This is a genomic window from Streptomyces sp. NPDC088794 (assembly GCF_044750545.1).
GTDB lineage: Bacteria > Actinomycetota > Actinomycetes > Streptomycetales > Streptomycetaceae > Streptomyces.
Map to the genome: position 1 here is coordinate 229,509 of NZ_JBIVKB010000010.1, position 25,868 is coordinate 255,376.

Consider the following 25,868-nt stretch of genomic DNA (forward strand, 5'->3'; position numbering starts at 1 on the left):
CCACCCCGGTGCGTGAGCGTTGGCGCCGGAGGTGGTGCCGACATGAACGCACGAAGCGCACTCGGCAAGTACGGAGAAGACCTCGCCGCACGGCGACTGAGCGAGTCCGGCCTGACCGTCCTGGAGCGCAACTGGCGCTGCGGACGGACGGGCGAGATCGACATCGTGGCCCGGGACGGGGATGTCCTGGTGGTCTGCGAGGTGAAGACCCGCAGGGCGGGCCCCTTCGAACATCCCATGGCCGCGGTCACGCCGACCAAGGCGGACCGGCTGCGCACCCTGGCGGAGCGCTGGGCCCAGGAACACGGGGGCGCACCGCCGGGAGGCGTCCGCATCGACCTGGTCGGCGTCCTGCTCCCCGACCGCGGCGCACCCGTGGTCGAGCACGCGCGGGGGGTGGCCTGAGATGGCGTTCGCACGCACGTGCTCGGTGGCCCTGGTGGGCGTCGAGGGAGTGGTCGTCGAGGTCCAGGCCGACCTCGAACCGGGGGTCGCGGCGTTCACGCTGGTCGGCCTGCCGGACAAGAGCCTGACGGAGAGCCGGGACCGGGTACGGGCGGCGGTGGTGAACTCCGGGGGCGAGTGGCCGCAGAAGAAACTTACGGTCGGACTCAGCCCGGCGTCGGTGCCCAAGGCGGGCAGCGGGTTCGACCTCGCTGTCGCGTGCGCGGTGCTCGGCGCCAGTGAGCGGATCGATCCGCGGGTGCTCGCCGACATCGTGATGATCGGAGAGCTGGGCCTGGACGGGCGGGTACGGCCCGTCCGGGGCATCCTGCCCGCGGTGCTGGCTGCGGCGGACGCCGGCTACGAGCAGGTGGTGGTGCCGGAGTGCGCCGCCGCCGAGGCCACGCTGGTGCCCGGGGTCTCGGTGCTGGGTGTCCGCAGCCTGCGCCAGCTCATCGCGGTACTGACGGACGAGCCGGTGCCCGAGGAGGCGCCCGACGAACTGGGCCGCCCCGATCCGCTCCTCGCGGGGCTGCGCGTACCGGGCACCGGAGCGGCCACGGGCATGCACAGCATGGGCGCCGCGCAACACGACCACGGCCATGACCTGGCCGACGTCGTGGGCCAGATGTCGGCGCGCACCGCCGTGGAGGTGTCGGCGGCGGGCGGCCACCATCTTTTCCTCGAAGGGCCGCCGGGCGCGGGCAAGACGATGCTGGCGGAACGCCTGCCGGCCGTACTGCCCCCGCTGGGCAGGGAGGAGTCCCTGGAGGTCACGGCGGTGCACTCGGTGGCAGGGCTGCTGCCCCCGGGCAAGCCTCTCGTCGACACGGCCCCCTACTGCGCCCCGCACCACTCGGCCACGATGCAGTCGCTGGTGGGCGGGGGCCCGGGCATCCCACGTCCTGGCGCGGTCTCGCTGGCTCACCGAGGCGTCCTCTTTCTCGACGAAGCGCCGGAATTCCACAGCCAGACCCTGGACGCCCTGCGGCAACCGCTGGAGGCGGGGCATGTGGTGATCGCGCGCAGCGCCGGGGTGGTGCGGTTCCCGGCCCGCTTCCTGATGGTGCTCGCGGCCAACCCATGCCCCTGCGGACGCTTCTCGCAGCTCAACTCCCTCTGCGACTGCCCGCCCTCGGCGATCCGCCGCTACCAGGCCCGGCTGTCCGGGCCCCTGCTCGACCGGGTCGACCTGCGGGTCGAGGTCGACCCGGTGACCCGCGCCCAACTGACCGCGCCGGGCGCCCGGGGCGAGTCCACCGCGACGGTCGCCGACCGGGTCAGGGCGGCGCGGGAGCGCGCGACGGAACGCTTCACGGGCACCCCGTGGCGCAGCAACAGCGAGGTGCCCGGACGCGAACTCCGCAGCCGCTGGCACGCGACGCCGGGAGCCATGGACGACGCCGAGCGCAGCCTGGAGCGGGGAGTGCTCACCGCTCGCGGTATCGACCGGGTGCTACGGGTGGCCTGGACCGTGGCGGACCTGGTCGGCCACGACCGACCCGACGCGACGGATGTGGCCCTGGCACTACAACTCCGCACGGGAGTGCCACGAGGGGTGCCGATGGCTATCGGGGCGCTGGCGTGAGGATGGGAGAGGAAGCGGGGGCTGGGCCGGCAGGTGGTGTCCCTGGGGTCGAGTCGGCGGTCGGCGGCCTTCAAGTCGAGCCGATGGGTGGTGGTTCCGAGGCCGGGTCGGCAGACGGGTGCCCCGAGGCCCAGCCCCCGGACGGCAGTCCCTCGCCTGAGTTGCTTGCCCTCGTTCACCTCACCCGGGTCATCGAGCCGGGGGACGAGACCTGTGGGCGGTGGGTTCGGGAGTTGGGGGCCGAGGAGGTGGTGGAGCGGTTGCGTGGGCGTGGGGCGCAGCTTGCCGGGGTGACCCATAAGCGGTGGGCCGGGTTGATGGCGCGGGCCGAGCGGGGCGAGCCCGAACGGGATCTTGCCGTGGCGCGGGCCGCCGGGATGCGGTTCGTGCGGCCCGGGGACGCCGAGTGGCCCGCGCAGCTCGACGACCTTGGGGACGGGCGTCCGCTCGGGCTGTGGGTGCGCGGTCCTGCGAGCCTGCGGATGTGGGCGCTCAGATCCGTCGCCGTCGTGGGCGCGCGGGCCTGCACCGAGTACGGGGCCCACATGGCCGCCACCCTCGCCGCCGGCCTTGCCGAGCGCGGCTGGGTGGTCGTGTCCGGCGGTGCCTACGGGGTCGACGCCGCCGCACACCGGGGCGCGCTCGGCGCCGGTGGTGCCACTGTCGCGGTGCTGGCCTGCGGGGTGGACCGGCCCTATCCGCGCGGACACACCGAGTTGATCGGCAGGATCGCGGAACAGGGTCTTGTCGTGGGCGAGTTGGGGCCCGGAGAGCATCCGACGGCGAGCAGATTCATCGTCCGCAACCGCGTGATCGCCGCGTTGACCCGGGGCACGGTGGTCGTCGAGGCCGCATACCGCAGCGGTTCGCTGGTCACCGCACGGGCCGCGCGGCGTTTGGGGCGCCACACGATAGGGGTGCCGGGGCCCGCGACCAGCGCGCTCTCGGCCGGTGTGCACGAACTGCTGCGCGCCGACGCCGTGCTGGTCACCGACGCCGCGGAAGTCGTCGAACTCGTCGGCGACATGGGGGAGCTGGCCCCGGAGCGGCGCGGCCCGGTGCTGCCGAGGGATCTGCTGGACCCGGCGGCCCGGCACGTCCTCGCCGCGCTGCCCGCCCGCGGCGCGGCGCCGGCCGACGGGATCGCCCGCGATGCGCGGACCACGAGGGACGACGCGATCGCGAGACTGTACGAACTCCGATCGCTCGGTTACGTCGAACGACACGGCGACGGCTGGAAGTTGACACGCCAGGCGATGTCGTCCGTCGGAGCGGATCGGGGCCGATGCTGACCGAGCGTGTTCGGCCGTCCGGGGGAGGCCGGACACCTTTGGAAATCCGGGCAGTTGGCGCTCCGTGATGATCACTTAGAGCGACTGTCGTGATGCGGTGAGTCGTCGACGGGATGCCTTCGGGCGCACCCCGGCCACTCGTCCTCGCTCACCGCGACACTCCAGTCACGCTACGCTCACCTGAATTCCGACGCAGACAGGCAACTCGACATCAGACCGACAGCTCACCCACGCAGCCCCGATTCACGGCAGAACGGCACAAGGCGACGAATGCCCCAGCACACTTCCGGGTCCGACCGGGCGGCGATCCCGCCAGCCGCCCGCGACGGTGGCAGCGTGCGACCGCCCGCTCCCTCGACGCTCGACGAGCTGTGGCGGTCGTACAAGTCAACGGGGGACGAGCGGCTGCGGGAGCAGCTGATCCTGCACTACTCGCCCTTGGTGAAGTACGTGGCGGGACGGGTCAGCGTCGGGCTGCCGCCCAACGTGGAGCAGGCCGACTTCGTCTCCTCGGGGGTGTTCGGGCTCATCGACGCGATCGAGAAGTTCGACGTCGACCGGGAGATCAAGTTCGAGACGTACGCGATCACGCGGATCCGGGGCGCGATGATCGACGAACTCCGGGCGCTGGACTGGATCCCGCGGTCCGTGCGGCAGAAGGCGCGGAACGTGGAGCGCGCGTACGCGACCCTGGAGGCGCGGCTGCGGCGGACCCCGTCGGAGGGGGAGGTCGCCTCCGAGCTGGGCATCCAGGTGGACGAACTCCACGCCGTGTTCAGCCAGTTGTCGCTGGCGAACGTGGTGGCGCTGGAGGAGCTGCTGCACGTCGGCGGTGAGGGCGGCGACCGGCTCAGCCTGATGGACACGCTGGAGGACACCACCGCGGACAACCCCGTGGAGGTGGCCGAGGACCGGGAGCTGAGACGGTTCCTGGCGCGGGCGATCAACACCCTGCCCGACCGCGAGAAGACCGTCGTCACGCTCTACTACTACGAGGGCCTCACCCTCGCCGAGATCGGGAACGTGCTCGGCGTCACCGAGAGCCGGGTCAGCCAGATCCACACCAAGTCGGTGCTGCAGCTGCGCGCGAAGCTGGCGAGTTTCGGCCGCTGAGCGGTGGGGTGCCGCCCGCTGGAGCGAGCGCGAGTGACGTCCGTCGGAAGGCGCGCGAGTGAGGTCCGTCCCGGCGGAGAGACTCCCGCCCGGGGAGGCGCGTCCGTAGAGTGGTTGACGTGCCAAGGATTCGAGCGGCCTCCGTGGCCGAGCACCGGTCGATGCAGCGAGCCGCCCTGCTGGACGCGGCGCGGTCCCTGTTGTCCGAGGGCGGGACGGAGGCGCTGACCTTCCCCGCACTCGCCGAGCGGACGGGGCTCGCGCGCTCGTCCGTGTACGAGTACTTCCGGTCGCGGGCCGCCGTGGTCGAGGAGCTGTGCGAGGTCGACTTCCCGGTCTGGGCCGCCGAGGTCGAGGCCGCCATGGAGCGCGCGGACTCACCCGAGGGCAAGGTCGAGGCGTACGTCCGCCGGCAGCTGGCCCTCGTCGGGGACCGACGCCACCGGGCCGTCGTGGCCATCTCCGCGAGCGAACTGGACGCGGGCGCCCGGGAGAAGATCCGTGCCGCGCACGGCGGCCTCGTCGCGATGATCGTCGAGGCACTGGCCGAACTGGGCCACGCCCAGCCCCGCCTCGCGGCGATGATGCTCCAGGGCGTCGTGGACGCGGCCGTCCGTCGCATCGAACTCGGCGCCGCCGAGGAGCCCTCGGTGATCACGGACGCGGCCGTCGGCATGGCCCTTCGGGGTGTGCGGGGCTGACCGGCCTTCCTGCCGACCAGGGGTGGCGTCACCCCGCGTACGAAACCGACTCCGGCGGCAGTGGTACGCCCAGGACCGGCAGCAGGCGGGACGGGCCCGTGCGCAGGAGCCATGGTGGGAGCAGGGTGAGCGGGTCCAGGTAGGCGTCCCCTCGGAGCAGGCCCCAGTGCACGCAGGTGAGAGGGCAGTGTGTGGTCGTCGGTTCCACCGTGCCCACCGTCTCGCCCGCCGCCACCTCGTCGCCCTTCTTCACCGACGCCCTTACCGGCTCGTACGTCGTCCGCAGATCCGTGCCGGTCAGTTCCACGGAGATCACGCCCCGTCCGGCCACCCGGCCCGCGAAGGAGACGTGTCCGGCGGCGACCGCGCGGACCGGGGTGCCCGGGGCCGCGGCCAGGTCCACGCCCCGGTGGCCGGGGCCGTACACCGTCGCCGGTGGCTGCCAGCCTCGTAGGACAGAGGGGCGGGTGCCCACCGGCCAGGCGCGGGCGATCGCCGGGGCCCGTTCGCCCGGGTCGGGTGGGGGCGGTGGTGGGGTGTCCGCTCGGGCCCAGGGGGCCAGGGCGGTCGACGCCGAGATCAGCAGAACCGCTCCCAGCAGGCCCGCGTAGCGCTTCCACAGCCGTACATGCCGTACAAATCGGTTGCCTCGCATGCGAGAACGGTCCCGTGATCCGGCGATCATGGCCGGGATCTGTGGACTACTCACCGGTTGTGGACAGCGGCGTCACCCGGTACCTCCAGGGTCCCGTACACTTCTTCTGGCGATCCGGGTCACCGGGTCGACTTCGCACGCCCCGACACGCGGCCGGCAACGGTCCCTGTCAGCGCCCCTCGGTCCCTCGTGGCACGGCGCATGTGGGCGTCAGGCGCGGAAGCCGTCCGGCATCCGCGGCACAACCGAGAACACCAAGGAGTACGGCCATGGCCGTCGTCACGATGCGGGAGCTGCTGGAAAGCGGCGTCCACTTCGGTCACCAGACCCGTCGTTGGAACCCGAAGATGAAGCGCTTCATCTTCACGGAGCGCAACGGCATCTACATCATCGACCTGCTCCAGTCGCTGTCGTACATCGACCGCGCCTACGAGTTCGTCAAGGAGACCGTCGCCCACGGCGGCACGGTCATGTTCGTCGGCACGAAGAAGCAGGCGCAGGAGGCGATCGCCGAGCAGGCGACCCGCGTCGGCATGCCCTACGTCAACCAGCGCTGGCTGGGCGGCATGCTCACCAACTTCTCCACCGTCTACAAGCGTCTGCAGCGCCTCAAGGAGCTCGAGCAGATCGACTTCGAGGACGTCGCCGCGTCCGGTCTCACCAAGAAGGAGCTTCTCGTGCTCTCGCGCGAGAAGGCCAAGCTGGAGAAGACCCTCGGTGGTATCCGCGAGATGTCCAAGGTTCCCAGCGCCGTCTGGATCGTGGACACCAAGAAGGAGCACATCGCGGTCGGTGAGGCCCGGAAGCTCAACATCCCGGTCGTCGCCATCCTCGACACCAACTGCGACCCCGACGAGGTCGACTACAAGATCCCGGGCAACGACGACGCGATCCGCTCCGTCACCCTGCTCACCCGTGTGATCGCGGACGCGGTCGCCGAGGGCCTCATCTCCCGCTCCGGTGTCGCCACCGAGGGCAAGGGCGACAAGGCCGCGGGCGAGCCGCTGGCCGCGTGGGAGCGCGACCTGCTCGAGGGTGAGAAGAAGGCGGACGAGGCCGAGGTGCAGACCTCTGCCGAGACCGAGAAGGTCGCCGACGCCGAGCGGGCCGAGGCTCCGGCTGCCGCCGAGGCCGCTGTCGAGGCCCCCGAGGCGCCGGCCGCCGAAGCCGCTGAGGCCCCCGCGGCCGAGGCCCCGGCTGCCGAGGCTCCGGCCGCGGACGCCGAGCAGGCCTGACCCGCCAGGGTTGATGGACGGCGGGGGACGAGGTCATTCGTGACGCCCCCGCCGTTCACCCATAGGTTCGCGATCTACATCTGCGTGTAGATCGTGGATCGGGCAGATCTTCCGACTTCGAGAAAGACTTAACGACTCATGGCGAACTACACCGCCGCCGACGTCAAGAAGCTTCGTGAGCTCACCGGCGCCGGCATGATGGACTGCAAGAAGGCCCTGGACGAGGCCGACGGCAACGTCGAGAAGGCCGTCGAGGCGCTCCGTATCAAGGGCCAGAAGGGCGTCGCCAAGCGCGAGGGCCGCTCCGCCGAGAACGGCGCCGTGGTCTCCGTCATCGCCGACGACAACTCCTCCGGCGTGCTGGTCGAGCTGAAGTGCGAGACGGACTTCGTCGCCAAGAGCGAGAAGTTCCAGGTCGTCGCCAACCAGATCGCCGAGCACGTCGCCAAGACCGCGCCGGCCGACCTGGCCGGCCTGCTCGCCTCCGAGATCGAGGCCGGCAAGACCGTCCAGGCGTTCGTGGACGAGGCCAACGCCAACCTCGGCGAGAAGATCGTCCTGGACCGCTTCGCGGCGTTCGCCGACGGCTTCGTGACCGCGTACATGCACCGCACGATGCCCGACCTGCCCCCGCAGATCGGTGTCCTCGTCGAGCTCGACAAGCCCAACGCCGAGGTCGCCCGGGGCGTCGCCCAGCACATCGCCGCCTTCGCGCCGAAGTACCTCTCCAAGGAGGACGTGCCGGCGGAGGTCGTCGAGTCCGAGCGCCGCGTCGCCGAGGAGACCACCCGCGCCGAGGGCAAGCCCGAGGCCGCGATCTCGAAGATCGTCGAGGGTCGCGTCAACGGCTTCTTCAAGGACGCGACGCTGCTCGGTCAGCCCTACGCGCTCGACCCCAAGAAGTCCGTCCAGAAGGTCCTGGACGAGGCCGGTGTCACCCTGAAGCGCTTCACGCGCATCAAGGTCGGCATCTGAGTCCGTGCCGCGATCGGCGCCCGGCCCCGATAGGGTCGGACGCAGTCGTCCGGTACGCCGTCACGCACGCGCGTGACGGACGACAGCAGATCTGACGAGGAGGCCATTGCCGAGCATGGGATGCGATCGACACCCCACCGGCAGTGGCCTTCTTTGTATGCGCACGACGTGAAAGAGGCGGGATCTCCCATGACCACCAAGCCCCAGAAGAGCGACGACGGCAAAGTACGCGGCCGGTTCATGTTGAAGCTGTCCGGAGAAGCCTTCTCCGGCGGCGGGGGCCTGGGCGTCGACCCCGACGTCGTGCACAAGATCGCGCGCGAGATCGCGGCCGTCGTGCGGGACGGCGCCCAGGTCGCCGTCGTCATCGGCGGCGGCAACTTCTTCCGCGGCGCCGAACTCCAGCAGCGCGGCATGGACCGGGCCCGCTCGGACTACATGGGCATGCTCGGCACGGTGATGAACTGCCTCGCCCTCCAGGACTTCCTGGAGAAGGAGGGCATCGACAGCCGGGTGCAGACCGCCATCACCATGGGCCAGGTCGCCGAGCCGTACATCCCGCTGCGCGCCGTGCGCCACCTGGAGAAGGGCCGCGTGGTCATCTTCGGTGCCGGTATGGGCATGCCGTACTTCTCCACCGACACCACCGCGGCCCAGCGCGCCCTGGAGATCGACGCCGAGGCGCTGCTGATGGGCAAGAACGGCGTGGACGGGGTCTACGACTCCGACCCGAAGGCCAACCCCGAGGCCGTCCGGTTCGACTCCCTCAGCTACGGCGAGGTCATCACCCGCGACCTCAAGGTCGCCGACATGACCGCCATCACGCTGTGCCGCGACAACAAGCTTCCGATCCTGGTCTTCGAGCTTCTGGCCGAGGGCAATATCGCCCGCGCCGTCAAGGGTGAGAAGATCGGCACCCTGGTGGGTGAACAGGGCGGCCGGGACTGACGGGCAACACCACCCACGGACCCTGACCGGGGGATGGACAATGTCCTGCCGGTCGGGAACCGTGCAGAAAGAAGACGCGACGCAGCCGGCCGCCGCCCCATCAAGGAACCGCAGCCGGGCCTCACTCAAGACACGCAGGAGCAAGTGGTGATCGAAGAGACCCTCCTCGAGGCCGAGGAGAAGATGGAGAAGGCCGTCGTGGTCGCCAAGGAGGACTTCGCCGCGATCCGTACCGGTCGAGCGCACCCGGCGATGTTCAACAAGATCGTGGCCGACTACTACGGTGCGCCGACGCCGATCAACCAGCTGGCTTCGTTCTCCGTGCCGGAGCCGCGCATGGCCGTGGTGACCCCGTTCGACAAGACCGCCATGCGCAACATCGAGCAGGCGATCCGCGACTCGGACCTGGGCGTCAACCCGAGCAACGACGGCAATATCATCCGGGTGGTGTTCCCCGAGCTGACCGAGGAGCGCCGCAAGGACTACATCAAGGTCGCCCGGACCAAGGCCGAGGACTCCAAGATCTCGATCCGCTCGGTCCGCCGCAAGGCCAAGGACACCATCGACAAGCTGATCAAGGACGGCGAGATCGGTGAGGACGAGGGCCGCCGTGCGGAGAAGGAGCTCGACGACACCACGCACAAGTACGTCGCCCAGGTGGACGAGCTCCTGAAGCACAAGGAAGCGGAGCTGCTCGAGGTCTGATGAACGACTCTTCCTGGGGGGCGCCGCCACAGACCGGGTACTGGGGGCCGTCCGACCAGGGGCCTGTCCAGGGGGCTGCCCCGGCGGGTCCCGCCTACGATGCGCCTGAGGCGCAGCAGACTCGCCCCATGCCCATCGTGCCCGACGGACCCGCGTACGGCGGAGACCAGGATGACGACCGGGGGGCCGCTCGCACGGGCGGTCCCTTGTTCCGCGACGAATCGCCGCAGGCGCAGCCCTACGCCGCGCCGCAGAATCCGGAGCCCATGTCCGACGCCCCGCAGCCGGCGCCCCGCCCGCAGAAGAAGAGCGCGGGACGCGACCTGGGTGCGGCCATAGGGGTCGGCGTCGGGCTCGGTGTCGTGATCGTCGCGTCCCTGTTCGTCGTCAAGGCCGCCTTCGTCGGGGTGATAGCGGTCGCCGTCGTCGTCGGCCTCTGGGAGCTGACCAGTCGGCTCCAGGAGCGCAAGGGCATCAAGGCACCCTTGGTCCCGCTGGCGCTCGGCGGCGCGGCGATGGTCGTCGCCGGGTACGTCCGGGGCGCCGAGGGCGCCTGGGTCGCCATGGCGCTCACGGCGCTCGCCGTCCTCGTATGGCGGATGACGGAACCGCCGGAGGGCTACCTCAAGGACGTCACGGCGGGCGTCTTCGCCGCCTTCTACGTGCCGTTCCTGGCCACGTTCGTCGCGATGATGCTGATGGCCGACGACGGGGCCTGGCGGGTCCTGACGTTCCTGTTGCTGACCGTGGTGAGCGACACGGGCGCGTACGCCGTCGGCTGGCGCTTCGGCCGGCACAAGCTCGCGCCGCGCATCAGTCCCGGCAAGACCCGCGAGGGGCTGTTCGGCGCGGTGAGCTTCGCCATGGTGGCGGGCGCGCTGCTCATGCAGTTCCTGATCGACGACGGCACCTGGTGGCAGGGTCTGCTGCTGGGTCTCGCGGTCGCGGCCAGCGCCACGCTGGGCGACCTCGGCGAGTCGATGATCAAGCGGGACCTCGGCATCAAGGACATGGGCACGCTGCTGCCCGGCCACGGCGGCATCATGGACCGCCTGGACTCCCTCCTGCCGACGGCTCCGGTGGTGTGGCTGCTGCTGGTGCTGTTCGTGGGGTCCGGCTGACCGGACGAAGCGCTGGAGCCCCTGCCCTGCTTGTCGGGCGGGGGCTCCAGCGCGTCCCAGGAGCAGACGTACGTCGTTCTATGAGCAGACGTTCTTGAACTTGTCGGCCGCCTTGTCGATCGCGTCGGAGTCGGGGTGCTCGCCGTCGAGAACGGCCTTGTTGTAGTCGGCGATCGCCTTGTTCAGGTCCCGCACGGCCTTCCCGACCTTGCTGTCATCGGTCCTGACCTCGATCTCGTCGAGCTTCTCGGAGTCGGGCGCCTCATGGATCGCCCTGAGGCTGTCGACGAAGTCGTCGTAGCCGCGCGCACAGTCCAGCGAGTCGTCGATGGAGTCGGGGTCGTCGGGGTCGCACCCGGTGGCGAGCCCGGCGGTCAGGGCGACGGCTGCCACGGCGGTGGCGATGGTGGTGAAACGGCGTCGGCGTCGGAGGTCGGCGGCCATGACGGTCCCCTCGTGGATGGCGTGGGTGCTGCTCTGTGGGGTCCACGATTCCGGGGCGAGGGGTGCCGGGACGATGGCGTACGTACCCGTATCCACAGTGGAGTGGGCTACACCGGGGGATCTGCGACACTGGACGGGTTATGCCTGCACCCGGAGAACTCACTTTCGTAGCCCCGCGCGGAGCCAAGAAGCCGCCGCGGCATCTCGCCGATCTCACTCCCGCCGAGCGCAAGGACGCCGTGGCCGAGGTCGGGGAGAAGCCGTTTCGTGCCAAGCAGCTCTCGCAGCACTACTTCGCGCGGTACGCGCACGACCCGGCCGAGTGGACCGACATCCCGGCCGGCTCGCGGGAGAAGCTGCGCGACGCGCTGCTGCCCGAGCTGATGACCGTCGTACGGCATCTGTCGACCGACGAGGGCACCACCCGTAAGACGCTGTGGCGGCTGTTCGACGGGACGCTCGTCGAGTCGGTGCTGATGCGGTACCCGGACCGGGTGACCATGTGCATCAGCTCGCAGGCCGGGTGCGGGATGAACTGTCCGTTCTGCGCCACCGGGCAGGCGGGGCTCGACCGGAATCTGTCCAGCGCCGAGATCGTCCACCAGATCGTGGACGGGATGCGGGCGCTGCGGGACGGGGACGTGCCGGGCGGGCCCGCGCGGCTGTCCAACATCGTCTTCATGGGGATGGGCGAGCCGCTCGCCAACTACAAGCGGGTCGTGCAGTCCATTCGCGCGCTCACCGACCCCGCCCCCGACGGGCTCGGGCTGTCGCAGCGCGGGATCACCGTGTCGACGGTCGGCCTGGTGCCCGCCATCCACCGGTTCGCCGACGAGGGCTTCAAGTGCCGGCTCGCGATCTCGCTGCACGCGCCCGACGACGAGTTGCGCGACACCCTCGTCCCCGTGAACACGCGGTGGAAGGTGCGCGAGGTCCTCGACGCCGGGTTCGAGTACGTGCAGAGGAGCGGGCGCCGGCTGTCGATCGAGTACGCGCTCATCCGGGACATCAACGACCAGGCGTGGCGCGGGGACCGGCTGGGCCGACTGCTCCGGGGCAAGCCCGTGCACGTCAACCTGATTCCGCTGAACCCGACCCCGGGCTCGAAGTGGACCGCGTCCCGGCCCGAGGACGAGAAGGCGTTCGTCGAGGCCATCGCGGCGCACGGGGTGCCGGTCACCGTCCGGGACACCCGTGGTCAGGAGATCGACGGGGCCTGTGGCCAGCTCGCGGCCACCGAGCGGTAATCTTTACTCCGTACGTACATCTTCATATCCGACAGGGGAGCGCGACAGCGCTGAGAGTGCGGCAACCGGGCCGCAGACCCTCTGAACCTCGCCCAGGTCATTCTGGGTAGGAAGTTCGGTCATCACTGTGAACACCAAGAAGTATTGGGCTGCCGTCGTCTGCCTCGGTCTCGGCACGCTCTGCGCGTGCGGGTCGTCCGACGGCGGCAGCGGCTCGTCCGCCGACTCCAAGACCGTCACGCTCGTCAGCCACGACTCGTGGGCCGTCTCCAAGAGCGTGCTCCAGGACTTCGAGAAGAAGTCCGGGTACAAGGTGCGGGTCCTCAAGGACGGCGACGCCGGGCAGGCCGTCAACAAGGCCATCCTCACCAAGGACAACCCGCAGGGCGATGTCTTCTTCGGCGTCGACAACACCCTGCTGTCCCGGGCGCTCGACAACGGGCTGTTCCAGCCGTACGAGGCCGAGGGGCTCGGCCAGGTCGACACCGCGTACCAGCTCGACGCCGGCAAGCACCGGGTCACGCCCGTCGACTACGGCGACATCTGCGTCAACTACGACAAGAAGTACTTCGCCGACCACAAGCTGGCCCCGCCCGCCTCCTTCGACGATCTGATCAAGCCCGCCTACAAGAACCTCCTCGTCACCGAGAACGCGGCGACCTCCTCGCCCGGCCTCGGCTTCCTGCTCGGGACCGCCGCGAAGTACGGCGACGACGGGTGGGAGGGCTACTGGAAGAAGCTCAAGGCCAACGGCGTGAAGGTCGTCGACGGCTGGGAGCAGGCCTACAACGAGGAGTTCTCCGGGTCCGCCGGCGGCAAGAAGGCCAAGGCCGACCGGCCGCTCGTCGTGTCGTACGCCTCCTCGCCGCCCGCCGAGGTGATCTACGCCGACCCGAAGCCGACGACCGCGCCGACCGGCGTCGCGACGGGCACCTGCTTCCGGCAGATCGAGTTCGCGGGCCTGCTCAGCAACGCGAAGAACACCGCGGGCGGCAAGGCGCTCATCGACTTCCTGGTCTCCAAGGAGTTCCAGGAGGACATGCCGCTGAACATGTTCGTCTACCCGGTGCTCAAGGGGGCGACCGTGCCCGCCGAGTTCACGAAGTACGGGCCCGCAGCCGAGGATCCCGAGACCGTGGCCCCCGACAAGATCGCCGCCGACCGCGACCAGTGGGTCAAGTCGTGGACCTCACTCGTACTGAAGTAACCGATGTAGCCGGCCCGGCGGTTCGCACGAGCCGTACAGGGAACGCGGCGCGGCTCGGGCTCATGGCCCTGCCCGTCGCGTTCTTCGGCGTCTTCTTCGCCTGGCCGGTCGCCGCGATCGTCGCGCGCGGCCTCAAGGTCGACGGGGTGTGGCACTTCGGGCGGATCGTGGACGTCCTCGGGCAGTCCGACATCCGGCACGTGCTGTGGTTCACCACCTGGCAGGCGCTCGCCTCCACCGCGCTCACGCTGGCGATCGCCCTGCCCGGCGCCTATGTCTTCGCCCGCTACGACTTCCCCGGCAGACACGTCCTGCGCGCGGTCGTCACCGTCCCCTTCGTGCTGCCGACGGTCGTCGTCGGCACGGCGTTCCTGGCGCTGGTCGGGCGCGGGGGACTCCTCGACGAGCTGTGGGGCGTACGCCTGGACACCACCGTCTGGGCCATCCTGCTCGCGCACGTCTTCTTCAACTACGCGGTCGTCGTACGGACCGTGGGCGGCCTGTGGGCGCAGCTGGACCCGCGGCAGGAGGAAGCCGCCCGGATGCTCGGCGCCTCGCCGCTGCGGGCCTGGCGCAAGGTGGTCCTGCCCGCGCTGGCGCCCGCCGTGGCCGCCGCCGCGCTGATGGTCTTCCTGTTCACCTTCACCTCCTTCGGGGTGGTGCAGATCCTCGGCGGGCCGACCTTCTCCACCCTGGAGGTGGAGATCTACCGGCAGACCTCCGAGATCTTCGACCTCTCCACGGCCGCCGTCCTCACGATCGTCCAGTTCGCCGCGGTCGGCGCGATCCTCGCCGTGCACGCCTGGACCGTACGGCGCAGGGAGGCCGCGCTGCGGCTGGTGGACGCGTCGACCACGGCGCACCGGCCGCGCGGGGCCCGGCAGTGGGCGTTGCTGGCCGGGGTCCTCGCCACCGTCCTCGTCCTCCTCGTGCTGCCGCTGGCCGTGCTGGTGCAACGGTCCCTGGACGCCCCGGACTTCGGCTACTACCGGGCCCTCACCTCCGAGGACGGCGGGACCTTCCTCGTCCCGCCGATCGAGGCGGTCGGCAACTCCCTCGAATACGCCCTCGCCGCGACCGGGATCGCCGTGCTGATCGGAGGGCTGGCCGCCGCGGCCCTCGCCCGCCGGGACGCCGGCCGGCTGGTGCGGGGCTTCGACGCGCTGCTGATGCTGCCGCTCGGGGTGTCCGCGGTGACCGTCGGGTTCGGCTTCCTGATCGCCCTGGACGAGCCGCCGCTGGACCTCAGGAGCAGTTGGATCCTGGTGCCGCTGGCGCAGGCGCTGGTGGGCGTCCCGTTCGTCGTACGGACCATGCTGCCCGTGCTGCGGGCCGTGGACGGTCGGCTCAGGGAAGCGGCGGCGGTGCTCGGGGCCTCGCCCTGGCGGGTGTGGCGCGAGGTCGATCTGCCGCTGGTGCGGCGGGCGTTGCTGGTCGCGGCCGGGTTCGCGTTCGCGGTGTCGCTGGGGGAGTTCGGGGCGACGGTGTTCATCGCGCGGCCCGACAACCCGACCCTGCCGGTCGCGGTGGCACGGCTTCTCGGGCGGCCCGGCGACCTCAACTACGGCCAGGCGATGGCCCTTTCGACGATTCTGATGGTGGTGTGCGCGGTGGCGCTGCTGGTCCTTGAGCGGCTCCGCACCGACCGGACGGGGGAGTTCTAGATGGCGCCCGACATGCCGGCCGACGTGCCGCCGAACATGCTGCTGAGCCTTGAGGACGCGACCGTGCGGTTCGGTGGGCGGGCCGTGCTCGACGCCGTCGGGCTCGATGTCGCCGAGCACGAGATCGTGTGCGTGCTCGGCCCGAGCGGCAGCGGCAAGTCGACGTTGCTGCGGGCGGTGGCCGGACTGCAACCCCTCACCGGCGGGCGGGCTCTGCTCGACGGACACGACCAGGCGGGGGTGCCGGCGCACCGGCGGGGCGTGGGCCTGATGTTCCAGGACCACCAGCTGTTCCCGCAGCGGGACGTGGGCGGCAACGTGGCCTTCGGGCTGCGCATGCACGGCGCGGCGAAGAGCGAACAGGCCGAGCGTGTAAGGGAGTTGCTCGACCTCGTCGGGCTGCCGGGTGCGGGACGCCGGGCCGTTGGCTCGCTCTCCGGCGGTGAGCAGCAGCGCGTGGCGCTCGCCCGTGCGCTGGCGCCCCGGCCGCGGCTGCTGATGCTGGACGAGCCGCTCGGGCAGCTCGACCGGTCGCTGCGGGAGCGGCTGGTCGTCGAACTCCGCGAGCTGTTCGGCCGGTTGGGCACCACCGTGCTCGCCGTGACCCACGACCAGGGCGAGGCCTTCGCGCTCGCCGACCGGGTCGTGGTGATGCGGGACGGGCGGATCGCCCAGTCCGGTACGCCCCTTGAGGTGTGGCAGCGGCCGGTGGACGAGTTCGTGGCCCGGTTCCTCGGCTTCGACAACGTGGTCGAGGGCACGGTGGCCGGGCAGGTCGCGGTCACGCCCTGGGGCAAGCTCCCCGTGCCCGAGAGCGCCCTCCAGGGGCCGCGCACGCTCCTCGTACGGCCCGCCGGCGTACGCCTGCTGCCCGCCGACGAGGGGCTGCGCTGCACGGTGACCGCGCGCACCTTCAAGGGCACCCACGTCGCCGTGCACCTCCAGCCCCAGGACGCGCCGCGCCTGGAGGCGGCCTGCGCGCTCCGGGAGGCGCCGGAGGTGGGGGACGCGGTCGGGGTGGAGTTCGACGGGGCCGAGATCGTCGTGCTCGGCTGATTCTCGTACCCGGTCGAATGCCGTGCTCGGCTGGTCCTTGTACTCGGTCAAATGCTGTCCTCGGCTGGTCCTCGTACCCGGCCAAATGTCGTGCTCGGCCGGTCGGCGTCTCCGTAGGGTGCGGGCATGACGCTGCTCGCACATGACCGCTACTGCGCCGAGATCGCCCACCAGGCCGCCGAGTTGAGAGCCGTGGTGACGTCCGGCGCCGACCTCTCCGCGACCGTACCGACCTGCCCGGACTGGTCGCTGGAACAGCTCGTACGGCATACGGGCGTAGCCCTGCGCTGGACGGAGTACCTGGTGCGCACGCGGGCCCAGGAGGCCGTACCCGGCGAACAGGTGCCCGGGATCGGCGGCCCCGAGGCTCGGGGTGACGCCGCCGCGCTGGACGCGTGGCTCGCCGAGACCGCTGAGGCGGTCGTGGAGACGCTGCGGGAGGCCGGGCCGGACACGAAGGTCTGGGGGTGGGCCGGAGTGCACGACGCGGGCTTCTGGGCCCGTCGTATGACGCACGAGATCACCGTCCACCGCGCCGACGCCACGCTCGCCGCCGGACTGCCCTACGAGGTCGCGCCGGAGGTGGCCGCGGACGCGCTCGACGAGTGGCTGGAGATCGTGACGTACATCCAGCGGACGCGACCGCACCCGGCGGCCGAGGAGTTGCGCGGACCCGGCCGCCGCAGCATCCATCTGCACGCCACCGACACCGGTCCCGGACTCGACGCCGAGTGGCTCGTCGAGCTCACCGAGGACGGGGTCACCTGGCGCCGCGGCCACGAGCGCGCGACCGTGGCCCTGCGCGGGCCGCTCACCTCCGTGCTGCTCGGCTTCTACCGCCGGCTGCCGCTGGACAGCCCGGAGTTGGAGGTGCTCGGCGAGCGCGAGCTGCTGGAGTTCTGGCTGGAGCGGGCGACGTTCTGAGGCCGCGGCCCGCTCCTGGCCTGGCATCGGGACATGCCGCGGGCACGGTGACATGCCTGTGGCCCGCCCCCTCGGTGTTCCGGGGACGGGCCACACGCGTGACCTACGGGAGGCGTCAGCGACCGCTGTTGGCTCCACGACGGCGCATGCCGAAGAAGACGGCTCCGCCACCGACGACGACGAGGGCACCGGCGACACCGGCGATCATCGGGGTGTTGGAGTTGGCACCGGTCTCGGCCAGGTTGGAGTCACCGACCGCGGGGGACGGCGCGTTGCTCGGGGTGTCGGCCGGAGCGGTGGTGCTCTCCGACGGCGACGGGGTCGGGCTCTCGGACTCCTCGGCCGGGGGAGTGGTCTCCTCCGACGGCGGCGGCGTGGTGGCCGGCGGAGTCGTCTCGTCCTTCGAGCAACCGGCGGACGGGGTCTTCAGGTTGTCCGCGATGTCCTTGTCGACGATCGGGTGTTCCTTGTCCTTCCCGGCCGTGACGTGGATGCGGTACTCCGCGTTCGGCGACCAGTCCTCGTTGAAGGTGATGGTGACACCTTCACGGGAACCGACGACGTCCTGCTCCCCGACCTGCTTGGAGTCGGCGCCGTTGCTCTCGAGGAACACGGTGATGGTCGCGGGGGTACCGGAGGCGTCCTTGTCGGTGACGGTGATGACGCCCTTGTTGCCGTCGCACTTGGCTTCGGCGGAGAACTCGTTGATGTTGCAGGCGAGCGCGTTACCGGCGACTCCCAGCGCGAGAGCGGTGGTGGCGGCGGCAACGCCCAGGACGCGCGCTGAACGGCGTGCGGTGCGGCGAGATATGGACACGTTTGCCCTTCACGGATGAGCAACTGCGGGGGGCTTGAAGGGGAAGCGAGGCGAAGTTGTGTTGAGGCTTCACGTTCCCCAGGAGGCTCACAGGTCTATAAGCGTTCCATAAGGAGTGTCAATGCATATGCACACTTGGAGCGTTGGCTTTGCCGTCTTATTAACCTCCGAGACGTTTCAAGGCCTCCGGAGCCTCCTCGATCCGGTCAACGAGGGCGATACGGGACTCCATCGACCGTTCCCGGGCGAGCGCCCGCAAGAGGGGCCACGCCGGCAGCCGCTCCGTCCAGTGCGCGCGATCGACCAGCACCATGGGCGTCGGTTCGCCGCGTGACTCGTAGTAGTTGGGCGTCGCGTTGTCGAAGATCTCCTGTACGGTCCCGGCGGCGCCCGGCAGGAAGACCACGCCCGCGTTGGAGCGGGCCAGCAGGCCGTCCTCGCGGGTGGCGTTGGCGAAGTACTTGGCGATGTGCGAGGCGAAGGGGTTCGGCGGCTCGTGGCCGTAGAACCACGTCGGGATGCCGATCGAGTGGTTGCCCTTGGGCCAGCGGGCGCGGACCTCGAAGGCGCGCCGGGCCCAGTCGGTGATCGAGGGGCTGAACGACGGGGAGGCGGCCAGCAGTTCGCACGCCTCGTCCAGCACGGCGTCCTCGTAGGGCGCCACGTACGCGCCCAGGTTCGCCGCCTCCATCGCGCCGGGGCCGCCGCCGGTCGCCACGGTGAGGCCCGCGCGGCTCAGTTCGCGCCCGAGGCGCGCGGCACCGGCGTACGCGTCCGTCCCGCGCGCCATCGCGTGGCCGCCCATCACGCCCACCACCCGCGCGCCGCGCAGGAGTTCGTCGAGGGCGTCGGAGACCGAGTCGTCGTGGACGGCGCGCAGCATCGACGCGTATATGTCGCCGTCGGCCTTGGTCCGCTGGAACCAGGTGTAGGCGAGGGCGTCCGGGGTCTGCTCGTAGCCCTTGTCGAGCGAGGCGAACAACTCGTCGGGCGTGTAGAGATGGCCGCGGTAGGGGTTGAACGGCAGGTTCGGGACCGGCGGGAAGACCATGGCGCCGTCGGCACGGACCTTCGCCGCGGCCTCCTCGCGCATCGGGCAGCCGAGGAAGACGGCGCCGGCGGTGTCGGTGGCGAGCAACTCCCGCGTACGGTCCGTCAGATCGACGGCCTGGACGCGGTGTCCGGCGAGGGTGCCGCGGGCCGAGACGGTCGCGTCGAAGTCCTCGACCGTCTCGATCTCGCGTTCGTCGTGGGGGGCCGCATGGGCCGGGCTCGTCTGCACGGGCCCATGCTAGGGACCTCGGGGGTCAGCCCTCGACCACCGCCGGATCCATCCACATGACCTCCCAGCCGTGGCCGTCGAGGTCGTTGAAGGAACGGCCGTACATGAAGCCCTGGTCCTGGACGTCGTCGTTGGCGGTGCCGCCCGCCGCGACCGCCTTGTCCACCAGTTCGTCGACCTTCTCGCGGCTCTCGGCGCTCAAACACAGCAGCACCTGGCTGGCCTTCGTCGCGTCCACGATCTCCTTGTCGGTGAAGGTGGCGTAGAACGGCTTGGTGAGCAGCATCGCGAAGATGGTGTCGCTGATCACGACGGAGGCCGCCTTCTCATCGCTGAACTGCGCGTTGAGCGTGTAGCCGAGCTCCGTGTAGAACTTCTTCGACGCGTCGAGGTCGTTCACGGGCAGGTTCACGAAGATCATCTGCTGGTACATGGCTGGAAGGCTCCCGTCGAGTGTGTGTCGTTCGGTGGGGTAGACCGGGGGTCGGCGCACAACTCATCGGTGCCCGAAGATTTTTTTGACGGGTCGGTGAGTCAGCGGATCAGCGGGTCAGCGGCAGGGCCGCCAGTTCGGCCACGACCAGAGTCAGCGGGACGAACAGTGCCAGCAGGGCGCCGGCCCGGATCGCGGCGGCGCTGCGCAGCATCGTGGCCGGGGCGCCGAGACGGACGAGCGCGGCGGTGGTCTCGGCGCGGGCGTGCTTCGCCTCGACGGCCGCGGTCAGCAGGGTGGCCACGGTGCAGCCGGTGACCAGGAGGGTGCCGAGGGTGGTCAGGGGGCCGAAGTCGGGGCCGCCGGTGTCGTAGAGCGCGGTCATGGCGTACGCGCCGGCGGCCACGGCGCAGACGATGCCGAGGGGGCGGCCGATGCGGGTGGACTCCTCCATGAGGACGCGGCCGGCGAGCAGGCGCAGGGCGCCGGGGCGGGCGGACTGGAGGAGGCGTCCGCAGAGGTGGGTGAGGCCGGGGGCGGCGAGGGCGAGGCCGAGGGCGGCGAGCGCGAAGCCGGTGAGGATGGCGGGGGTGCCGGTGGTGACTCCGCCGGGGAGGGCGAGGCGGGGGGTGGGGGTGGTGCGGCTCGCGTATGCCTCTACTGCCAGGCCGGCTGCGAGGATGGCGATGCCCCAGGGGAGGCCGGCGGTTGCGCTGCGCGGTGGGGTGGTGGGTTGGGAGGGCGTTGGGGTGTCCGGCGTTTCTGTGGTGCTGTCCGATGACGCTGTGGGGGTGGGTTCGCTCGCCCGCGCTTGCGGGGGGCCGCCTCTCTGTGGGACGGGCGCCGCCCCAGCGGCACGACTGCCCGCAGGCTCGGTTGGAGTGGGGTCAGGCTCTGTGCGCCGAAGACGGGCGCCGAAGCGGCCGTAGGCGCCGAAGGTTTCTCGGTCGTTCGGGCGGGTGTACGCCCCGAAGCGGCCGTATGCCCGGCCCAGGGCGCGGGGTTGGGGTCGGTGGAGGTCTCGGGGGCGGAGGACCAGTGCCACCGTCGCCGACGCGATCGCCGGGACCAGGGACAGCAGGGTCAGGGCCGCCGGGAGGGGCAACGGGCTGTCCGCCGCGAGGAATTGGGAGGCCGCGCCGTCGAACGGCATGCCCGTGAGGTCGCCGCGGAGGTGGAGGAAGAAGAGGAGGGCGAGCATCGAGCCGAGGACGCAGGACAGGGCCGTGGTGAGGGCCGATACGGCCATCAGGCGGGCCGGGCCCAGGCCGATCGCCGCGAGACCGGGGCGCGGCCGGGTGCCGGGGTCCGTGCGGGCCACCGCGACGGCGAAGTGGACGGTGGCCGCGAGCGGGGTCAGACACCAGGCCAGGCGCAGCAGCGAGCCACCGGCGTTGTCCGGGTGGCTCATCGCGTAGCCGAGGGTGCACAGGAGCAGGAACCCGGTGCCCGCCGAGGCCACCGCGACCAGCAGACGGCGCAGTTGTACGGCCGGGTGGGCGCCGCGGCTCAGACGGAGAGCGAGCACTCGGGCCGGCCTTCCGACTCGGTGACCGGGGGCAGGTGGACGGTGTTCACGCGCCGTCCGTCCAGCAGCGTGACCGTGCGGTCCGCCAGGGCCGCCGTGTCCGCGTCGTGGGTCGCCAGGACGACCGTGATGCCGTGCGAGCGGGCCGCCGTGGTGAGGGTGCGCAGGACCTGGGCGCGGTCGGCGCGGTGCAGCGGGGCCGTCGGCTCGTCCGCGAACAGGACCGTGGGCGCCGGGGCGAGCGCGCGGGCGATGGCCACGCGCTGGCGTTCCGACTGGCGGAGCTCGTGCGGGCGCTTGCGGGCCCGGTCGCCGATGTCGAGGCGCTCCAGCCACTCCAAGGCGGCGACCTTGGCGCGCCGGCGGCTGGTGCCGCGCAGCATCAGGGGGAGGGCGGCGTTCTCCCACACGTTCAGTTCGGGCACCAGCAGGGGCGCCGGGTCGATCCAGCCGAAGCGGTCGCGGCGCAGCCGTTCGCGGGTCATCGGGCCCATGGTGTGCACCGGCACGCTGTTGAACCACACCTCGCCGCGCTGGGCGGGCACCAGCCCCGACAGACAGCGCAGCAGTGTCGTCTTGCCGCTGCCCCGGGGGCCGCTGACGGCGAGGATCTCGCCCTGCTGGACGCCGAGCGAGACACCGCTGAGCGCGGGCGAGCCGTCCTTGTGCTGGAAGTGCAGGGCGCGTGCCCAGAGCACGTCGTTGTCCGGCGGGGCCACCATCCGCGTACACCTCGTTCAGATCCGTATTTCCCGTGCCAATCCCCCGTGCGGGGGAACGAGAAGAGGGCCGATCGGTTACCAGGCACGCTAGGGAGCCGGGGGTACGACCCCGGACAGCACACGGCCCGGGGTGCGCCCATCTCACTCGCATGGGCGCACCCCGGGCCGTATTAACGGCTGAACGGCTGAATCGCCGGAGGCTAGAGCTTCGTCCACGCCTCCGTCAGGACCTGGCGGACGATTCCCTCGATCTCGTCGAAGGTCGACTGGTCGGAGATCAGCGGCGGCGACAGCTGGATGACCGGGTCACCGCGGTCGTCGGCGCGGCAGTAGAGGCCGTACTCGAAGAGCTTCTTGGAGACGAAGCCGTAGAGCACGCGCTCCGACTCCTCGTCCGTGAAGGTCTCCTTGGTGGCCTTGTCCTTGACCAGCTCGATGCCGTAGAAGAAGCCGTTGCCGCGGACGTCGCCGACGATCGGGAGGTCGTGCAGCTTCTGCAGGGTCTGCAGGAAGTTGGCCTCGTTGTCGAGCACGTGCTGGTTGAGGCCCTCGCGCTCGAAGATGTCGAGGTTGGCGAGGCCGACCGCCGCGGAGACCGGGTGGCCGCCGAAGGTGTAGCCGTGCAGGAAGGTGTTGTCGCCCTTGTAGAACGGCTCGGCCAGGCGGTCGGAGATGATGCAGGCGCCGATCGGGGAGTAGCCCGAGGTCATGCCCTTGGCGCAGGTGATCATGTCCGGTACGTAGTCGAACTTGTCGCAGGCGAACATCGTGCCGAGGCGGCCGAAGGCGCAGATGACCTCGTCCGACACCAGCAGCACGTCGTACTGGTCGCAGATCTCGCGCACCCGCTGGAAGTAGCCGGGCGGCGGCGGGAAGCAGCCACCCGCGTTCTGCACCGGCTCCAGGAAGACCGCGGCGACCGTCTCCGGGCCCTCGAACAGGATCTGCTGCTCGATCTGGTCGGCGGCCCAGCGGCCGAAGGCCTCGGGGTCGTCGCCGAAGAGCGGGGCGCGGTAGATGTTGGTGTTCGGTACCTTGTGCGCGCCCGGGACCAGCGGCTCGAACGGGGCCTTCAGGGCCGGGAGTCCGGTGATGGACAGGGCGCCCTGAGGAGTGCCGTGGTAGGCGACCGCGCGGGAGATGACCTTGTACTTGGTCGGCTTGCCCTGGAGCTTGAAGTACTGCTTCGCCAGCTTCCAGGCGGTCTCCACGGCCTCGCCGCCACCGGTGGTGAAGAAGACCTTGTTCAGGTCGCCGGGCGCGTGGTGGGCCAGGCGCTCCGCCAGCTCGATCGCCTTCGGGTGGGCGTACGACCAGATGGGGAAGAACGCGAGCTCCTGCGCCTGCTTGGCCGCGGTCTCGGCCAGCTCGGCGCGGCCGTGGCCGGCCTGGACCACGAACAGGCCCGCGAGACCGTCGAGGTAGCGCTTGCCCTTGTCGTCGTAGATGTAGGTGCCCTCGCCGCGGACGATCGTCGGCACCGGGGCGTTCTCGTACGAGGACATGCGGGTGAAGTGCATCCACAGGTGGTCGTACGCGGTCTTGCTGAGGTCCTTCTGGCTCACGGTTATCGGGTTCCCCACATGTAGGTCTGCTTCTTCAGCTTCAGATAGACGAAGCTTTCGGTGGAGCGCACGCCGGGCAGTGACCGGATGCGTTTGTTGATGACGTCCAGCAGGTGGTCGTCGTCCTCGCAGACGATCTCGGCGAGGATGTCGAACGAGCCCGCGGTCATCACCACGTACTCGACCTCCGGCATGTCGGTCAGCGCTTCCGCTATGGACTCGACGTCGCCCGCCACGTTGACGCCCACCATCGCCTGCCGGCGGAAGCCCACGGTGAGCGGGTCCGTGACGGCGACGATCTGCATCACGCCCTGGTCGAGCAGCTTCTGGACGCGCTGGCGCACCGCCGCCTCGGACAGGCCGACGGCCTTGCCGATCGCGGCGTACGGCCGCCGGCCGTCCTCCTGGAGCTGCTCGATGATGGCGAGGGAGACGGCGTCCAGGTGCGGGCTGCTGCCGTTCCTGGACTCGCGGGAGTCCCTGTGCTCTGCGCTTCGACTGGCCACGCCCTCACTGTGCACGAGGCCTCAGCGGTTCCGCAAGGGCGGACCGATGAAATTCGTTGTTTACGTGACGGAGACCTACGGATTTCGCAGTAATGCGCGGACCAGGGGTGTTGAAAACGTGGGGCGGCGGATTAGGGTGGGTGTCTCAGTCAATGGACGGTTCGACCCTGACAGGAGGCCGGCAGTGAGCACGGAGCTGCGTCGTCTGCGCAATTACATCGACGGTGAGTTCAAGGACGCCGCCGACGGACGGACCACCGAGGTGGTCAACCCCGCGACGGGCGAGGCGTACGCGACCGCGCCGCTGTCCGGACCGGCGGACGTGGACGCGGCGATGGCCGCCGCTGCCGCCGCCTTCCCCGCCTGGCGCGACGCCACCCCGGCCGAGCGGCAGCGGGCCCTGCTGAAGATCGCGGACGCCTTCGAGGAGCGCGCCGAGGAACTGATCGCGGCCGAGGTGGAGAACACCGGCAAGCCGATCGGCCTCACGCGGTCCGAGGAGATCCCGCCGATGGTCGACCAGATCCGCTTCTTCGCGGGCGCGGCCCGGATGCTGGAGGGGCGCTCGGCCGGCGAGTACATGGACGGGATGACGTCGATCATCCGCCGCGAGCCGGTCGGCGTCTGCGCGCAGGTCGCGCCCTGGAACTACCCGATGATGATGGCCGTGTGGAAGTTCGCGCCGGCGCTCGCGGCGGGCAACACCGTCGTGCTGAAGCCGTCGGACACGACCCCGGCGTCGACGGTCCTGATCGCGGAGATCATCGGCTCGATCGTGCCCAAGGGCGTCTTCAACGTCGTCACCGGCGACCGCGACACCGGCCGCCTGATGGTCGAGCACCCCACGCCGGCGATGGCCTCCATCACCGGGTCCGTGCGGGCCGGCATCTCGGTCGCCGAGTCCGCGGCCAAGGACGTCAAGCGGGTCCACCTGGAACTGGGCGGCAAGGCGCCGGTCGTCGTCTTCGAGGACACCGACATCGCCAAGGCCGTCGAGGACATCTCCGTGGCGGGCTTCTTCAACGCCGGCCAGGACTGCACGGCGGCCACGCGGGTGCTCGTACAGGAGGGCATCCACGAGGAGTTCGTGGCGGCGCTGGCCAAGGCCGCGGCCGAGACGAAGACCGGGCAGCCGGACGACGAGGACGTGCTGTTCGGCCCGCTCAACAACCCCAACCAGCTCAAGCAGGTCTCCGGGTTCATCGAGCGGCTGCCCGCGCACGCGAAGGTGGAGGCGGGCGGTCACCGGGTCGGTGACGTCGGCTACTTCTACGCGCCGACCGTCGTCTCCGGCCTGAAGCAGGACGACGAGATCATCCAGAACGAGGTCTTCGGACCGGTCATCACCGTCCAGTCCTTCACGGACGAGGACCAGGCGGTGGAGTGGGCCAACGGCGTCGACTACGCGCTCGCCTCCTCGGTGTGGACGAAGGACCACGGGCGGGCCATGCGGATGTCCAAGCGACTGGACTTCGGGTGCGTGTGGATCAACACGCACATTCCGCTGGTCGCGGAGATGCCGCACGGCGGGTTCAAGAAGTCCGGCTACGGCAAGGACCTGTCGGGGTACGGGTTCGAGGACTACACGCGGATCAAGCACGTGATGACGTCGCTCGACGCGTAGGCCTCCGGCGGTTGTACGGGTGCGAGGCGCGGCCCCGGACGGTGAACTCCCGTCCGGGGCCGCGCCGTTCCC

25 protein-coding genes and 1 riboswitch are annotated in these 25,868 nt (G+C 70.6%); of the genes, 16 read left to right on the forward strand and 9 right to left on the reverse strand.

Annotated elements, in window-relative coordinates:
• Positions 1–42: 42 nt before the first annotated feature.
• From ACIP6U_RS27235 to ACIP6U_RS27255, 5 genes are all read left to right on the forward strand, one after another.
• A complete protein-coding gene (locus ACIP6U_RS27235; protein WP_401722815.1) occupies positions 43–405 on the forward strand; it encodes a YraN family protein in 363 nt (120 codons plus the stop codon).
• 1 nt (position 406) lies between these two features.
• Entirely contained in the window at positions 407–2,032 is a 1,626-nt protein-coding gene (locus ACIP6U_RS27240) for a YifB family Mg chelatase-like AAA ATPase (protein WP_401722818.1), read from the forward strand.
• An 83-nt stretch (positions 2,033–2,115) separates the two neighbouring features.
• A complete protein-coding gene (dprA, locus tag ACIP6U_RS27245; RefSeq protein ID WP_401722821.1) occupies positions 2,116–3,324 on the forward strand; it encodes a DNA-processing protein DprA in 1,209 nt (402 codons plus the stop codon).
• A 270-nt stretch (positions 3,325–3,594) separates the two neighbouring features.
• Entirely contained in the window at positions 3,595–4,437 is an 843-nt protein-coding gene (whiG, locus tag ACIP6U_RS27250; protein WP_401722824.1) for an RNA polymerase sigma factor WhiG, read from the forward strand.
• A 143-nt stretch (positions 4,438–4,580) separates the two neighbouring features.
• Entirely contained in the window at positions 4,581–5,138 is a 558-nt protein-coding gene (locus ACIP6U_RS27255; RefSeq protein WP_401723111.1) for a TetR/AcrR family transcriptional regulator, read from the forward strand.
• A 28-nt stretch (positions 5,139–5,166) separates the two neighbouring features.
• Here the strand turns inward: ACIP6U_RS27255 and ACIP6U_RS27260 are convergent, their stop codons facing one another.
• Positions 5,167–5,793: a peptidoglycan DD-metalloendopeptidase family protein gene (locus ACIP6U_RS27260; RefSeq protein WP_401722826.1), complete on the reverse strand. Its 627-nt coding sequence runs from the start codon at positions 5,791–5,793 to the stop codon at positions 5,167–5,169.
• Between the two features lie 269 nt (positions 5,794–6,062).
• Here ACIP6U_RS27260 and rpsB point away from each other — a divergent pair, with 269 nt between their 5' ends.
• The 5 genes from rpsB to ACIP6U_RS27285 all read left to right on the forward strand — a co-directional run bounded on the left by rpsB (position 6,063) and on the right by ACIP6U_RS27285 (position 10,777).
• Positions 6,063–7,028, forward strand: a complete 966-nt coding sequence (rpsB, locus tag ACIP6U_RS27265) for a 30S ribosomal protein S2 (protein WP_401722829.1) — start codon at positions 6,063–6,065, stop codon at positions 7,026–7,028.
• A gap of 138 nt (positions 7,029–7,166) precedes the next feature.
• A complete protein-coding gene (gene tsf, locus ACIP6U_RS27270; RefSeq protein ID WP_401722832.1) occupies positions 7,167–8,003 on the forward strand; it encodes a translation elongation factor Ts in 837 nt (278 codons plus the stop codon).
• Positions 8,004–8,192: 189 nt separating this feature from the next.
• On the forward strand, positions 8,193–8,951 hold the full coding sequence (gene pyrH / locus ACIP6U_RS27275) for a UMP kinase (protein ID WP_280880123.1): 759 nt from the start codon (positions 8,193–8,195) through the stop codon (positions 8,949–8,951).
• A 147-nt stretch (positions 8,952–9,098) separates the two neighbouring features.
• Positions 9,099–9,656 carry a ribosome recycling factor gene (gene frr / locus ACIP6U_RS27280; RefSeq protein ID WP_280880122.1) on the forward strand — a complete coding sequence of 186 codons (558 nt, stop codon included), beginning with the start codon at positions 9,099–9,101 and terminating at the stop codon, positions 9,654–9,656.
• Complete coding sequence (locus ACIP6U_RS27285) at positions 9,656–10,777, forward strand: phosphatidate cytidylyltransferase (RefSeq protein ID WP_401722835.1); 1,122 nt, start codon at positions 9,656–9,658, stop codon at positions 10,775–10,777. Before frr ends, ACIP6U_RS27285 begins: the two co-directional genes overlap by 1 nt.
• A 78-nt stretch (positions 10,778–10,855) precedes the next feature.
• On the opposite strand, the gene ACIP6U_RS27290 is transcribed toward ACIP6U_RS27285, so the two are convergent.
• Entirely contained in the window at positions 10,856–11,221 is a 366-nt protein-coding gene (locus ACIP6U_RS27290) for a hypothetical protein (RefSeq protein ID WP_401722838.1), read from the reverse strand.
• A 140-nt stretch (positions 11,222–11,361) separates the two neighbouring features.
• On the opposite strand from ACIP6U_RS27290, the gene rlmN reads away from it, so the two are divergent.
• From rlmN to ACIP6U_RS27315, 5 genes are all read left to right on the forward strand, one after another.
• A complete protein-coding gene (gene rlmN / locus ACIP6U_RS27295; RefSeq protein WP_401722841.1) occupies positions 11,362–12,468 on the forward strand; it encodes a 23S rRNA (adenine(2503)-C(2))-methyltransferase RlmN in 1,107 nt (368 codons plus the stop codon).
• Positions 12,469–12,491: 23 nt separating this feature from the next.
• A riboswitch (TPP riboswitch) is annotated at positions 12,492–12,599 on the forward strand.
• A complete protein-coding gene (locus ACIP6U_RS27300; protein WP_401722843.1) occupies positions 12,596–13,675 on the forward strand; it encodes a thiamine ABC transporter substrate binding subunit in 1,080 nt (359 codons plus the stop codon). Its footprint overlaps the riboswitch before it by 4 nt.
• Before the next feature lie 62 nt (positions 13,676–13,737).
• Positions 13,738–15,339: an ABC transporter permease gene (locus ACIP6U_RS27305; RefSeq protein WP_401722845.1), complete on the forward strand. Its 1,602-nt coding sequence runs from the start codon at positions 13,738–13,740 to the stop codon at positions 15,337–15,339.
• 36 nt (positions 15,340–15,375) lie between these two features.
• Positions 15,376–16,395, forward strand: coding sequence for an ABC transporter ATP-binding protein (locus tag ACIP6U_RS27310; protein WP_401723114.1), 1,020 nt, complete (start codon positions 15,376–15,378; stop codon positions 16,393–16,395).
• A 126-nt stretch (positions 16,396–16,521) separates the two neighbouring features.
• Entirely contained in the window at positions 16,522–17,319 is a 798-nt protein-coding gene (locus ACIP6U_RS27315) for a maleylpyruvate isomerase family mycothiol-dependent enzyme (protein ID WP_401722847.1), read from the forward strand.
• 115 nt (positions 17,320–17,434) lie between these two features.
• Here the strand turns inward: ACIP6U_RS27315 and ACIP6U_RS27320 are convergent, their stop codons facing one another.
• From ACIP6U_RS27320 to ACIP6U_RS27350, 7 genes are all read right to left on the reverse strand, one after another.
• Positions 17,435–18,136, reverse strand: coding sequence for an LAETG motif-containing sortase-dependent surface protein (locus ACIP6U_RS27320; RefSeq protein WP_401722849.1), 702 nt, complete (start codon positions 18,134–18,136; stop codon positions 17,435–17,437).
• A 160-nt stretch (positions 18,137–18,296) separates the two neighbouring features.
• A complete protein-coding gene (locus tag ACIP6U_RS27325; RefSeq protein WP_401722851.1) occupies positions 18,297–19,418 on the reverse strand; it encodes an LOG family protein in 1,122 nt (373 codons plus the stop codon).
• A gap of 25 nt (positions 19,419–19,443) precedes the next feature.
• On the reverse strand, positions 19,444–19,851 hold the full coding sequence (locus tag ACIP6U_RS27330) for a VOC family protein (protein WP_401722853.1): 408 nt from the start codon (positions 19,849–19,851) through the stop codon (positions 19,444–19,446).
• 109 nt (positions 19,852–19,960) lie between these two features.
• Positions 19,961–21,379 (reverse strand): hypothetical protein, encoded by a 1,419-nt coding sequence (locus tag ACIP6U_RS27335; RefSeq protein ID WP_401722855.1) that lies wholly within the window; start codon positions 21,377–21,379, stop codon positions 19,961–19,963.
• The gene (locus ACIP6U_RS27340; RefSeq protein ID WP_401722857.1) at positions 21,361–22,101 is read right to left on the reverse strand and encodes an ABC transporter ATP-binding protein; all 741 of its coding nucleotides are present in this window, start codon (positions 22,099–22,101) and stop codon (positions 21,361–21,363) included. Before ACIP6U_RS27340 ends, ACIP6U_RS27335 begins: the two co-directional genes overlap by 19 nt.
• Positions 22,102–22,301: 200 nt before the next feature.
• The gene (locus ACIP6U_RS27345) at positions 22,302–23,684 is read right to left on the reverse strand and encodes an aspartate aminotransferase family protein (RefSeq protein WP_401722859.1); all 1,383 of its coding nucleotides are present in this window, start codon (positions 23,682–23,684) and stop codon (positions 22,302–22,304) included.
• Positions 23,669–24,187 carry an Lrp/AsnC family transcriptional regulator gene (locus ACIP6U_RS27350; protein ID WP_401722862.1) on the reverse strand — a complete coding sequence of 173 codons (519 nt, stop codon included), beginning with the start codon at positions 24,185–24,187 and terminating at the stop codon, positions 23,669–23,671. Before ACIP6U_RS27350 ends, ACIP6U_RS27345 begins: the two co-directional genes overlap by 16 nt.
• Before the next feature lie 169 nt (positions 24,188–24,356).
• On the opposite strand from ACIP6U_RS27350, the gene ACIP6U_RS27355 reads away from it, so the two are divergent.
• Positions 24,357–25,796: a gamma-aminobutyraldehyde dehydrogenase gene (locus ACIP6U_RS27355; RefSeq protein WP_401722865.1), complete on the forward strand. Its 1,440-nt coding sequence runs from the start codon at positions 24,357–24,359 to the stop codon at positions 25,794–25,796.
• Positions 25,797–25,868 lie beyond the last annotated feature (72 nt).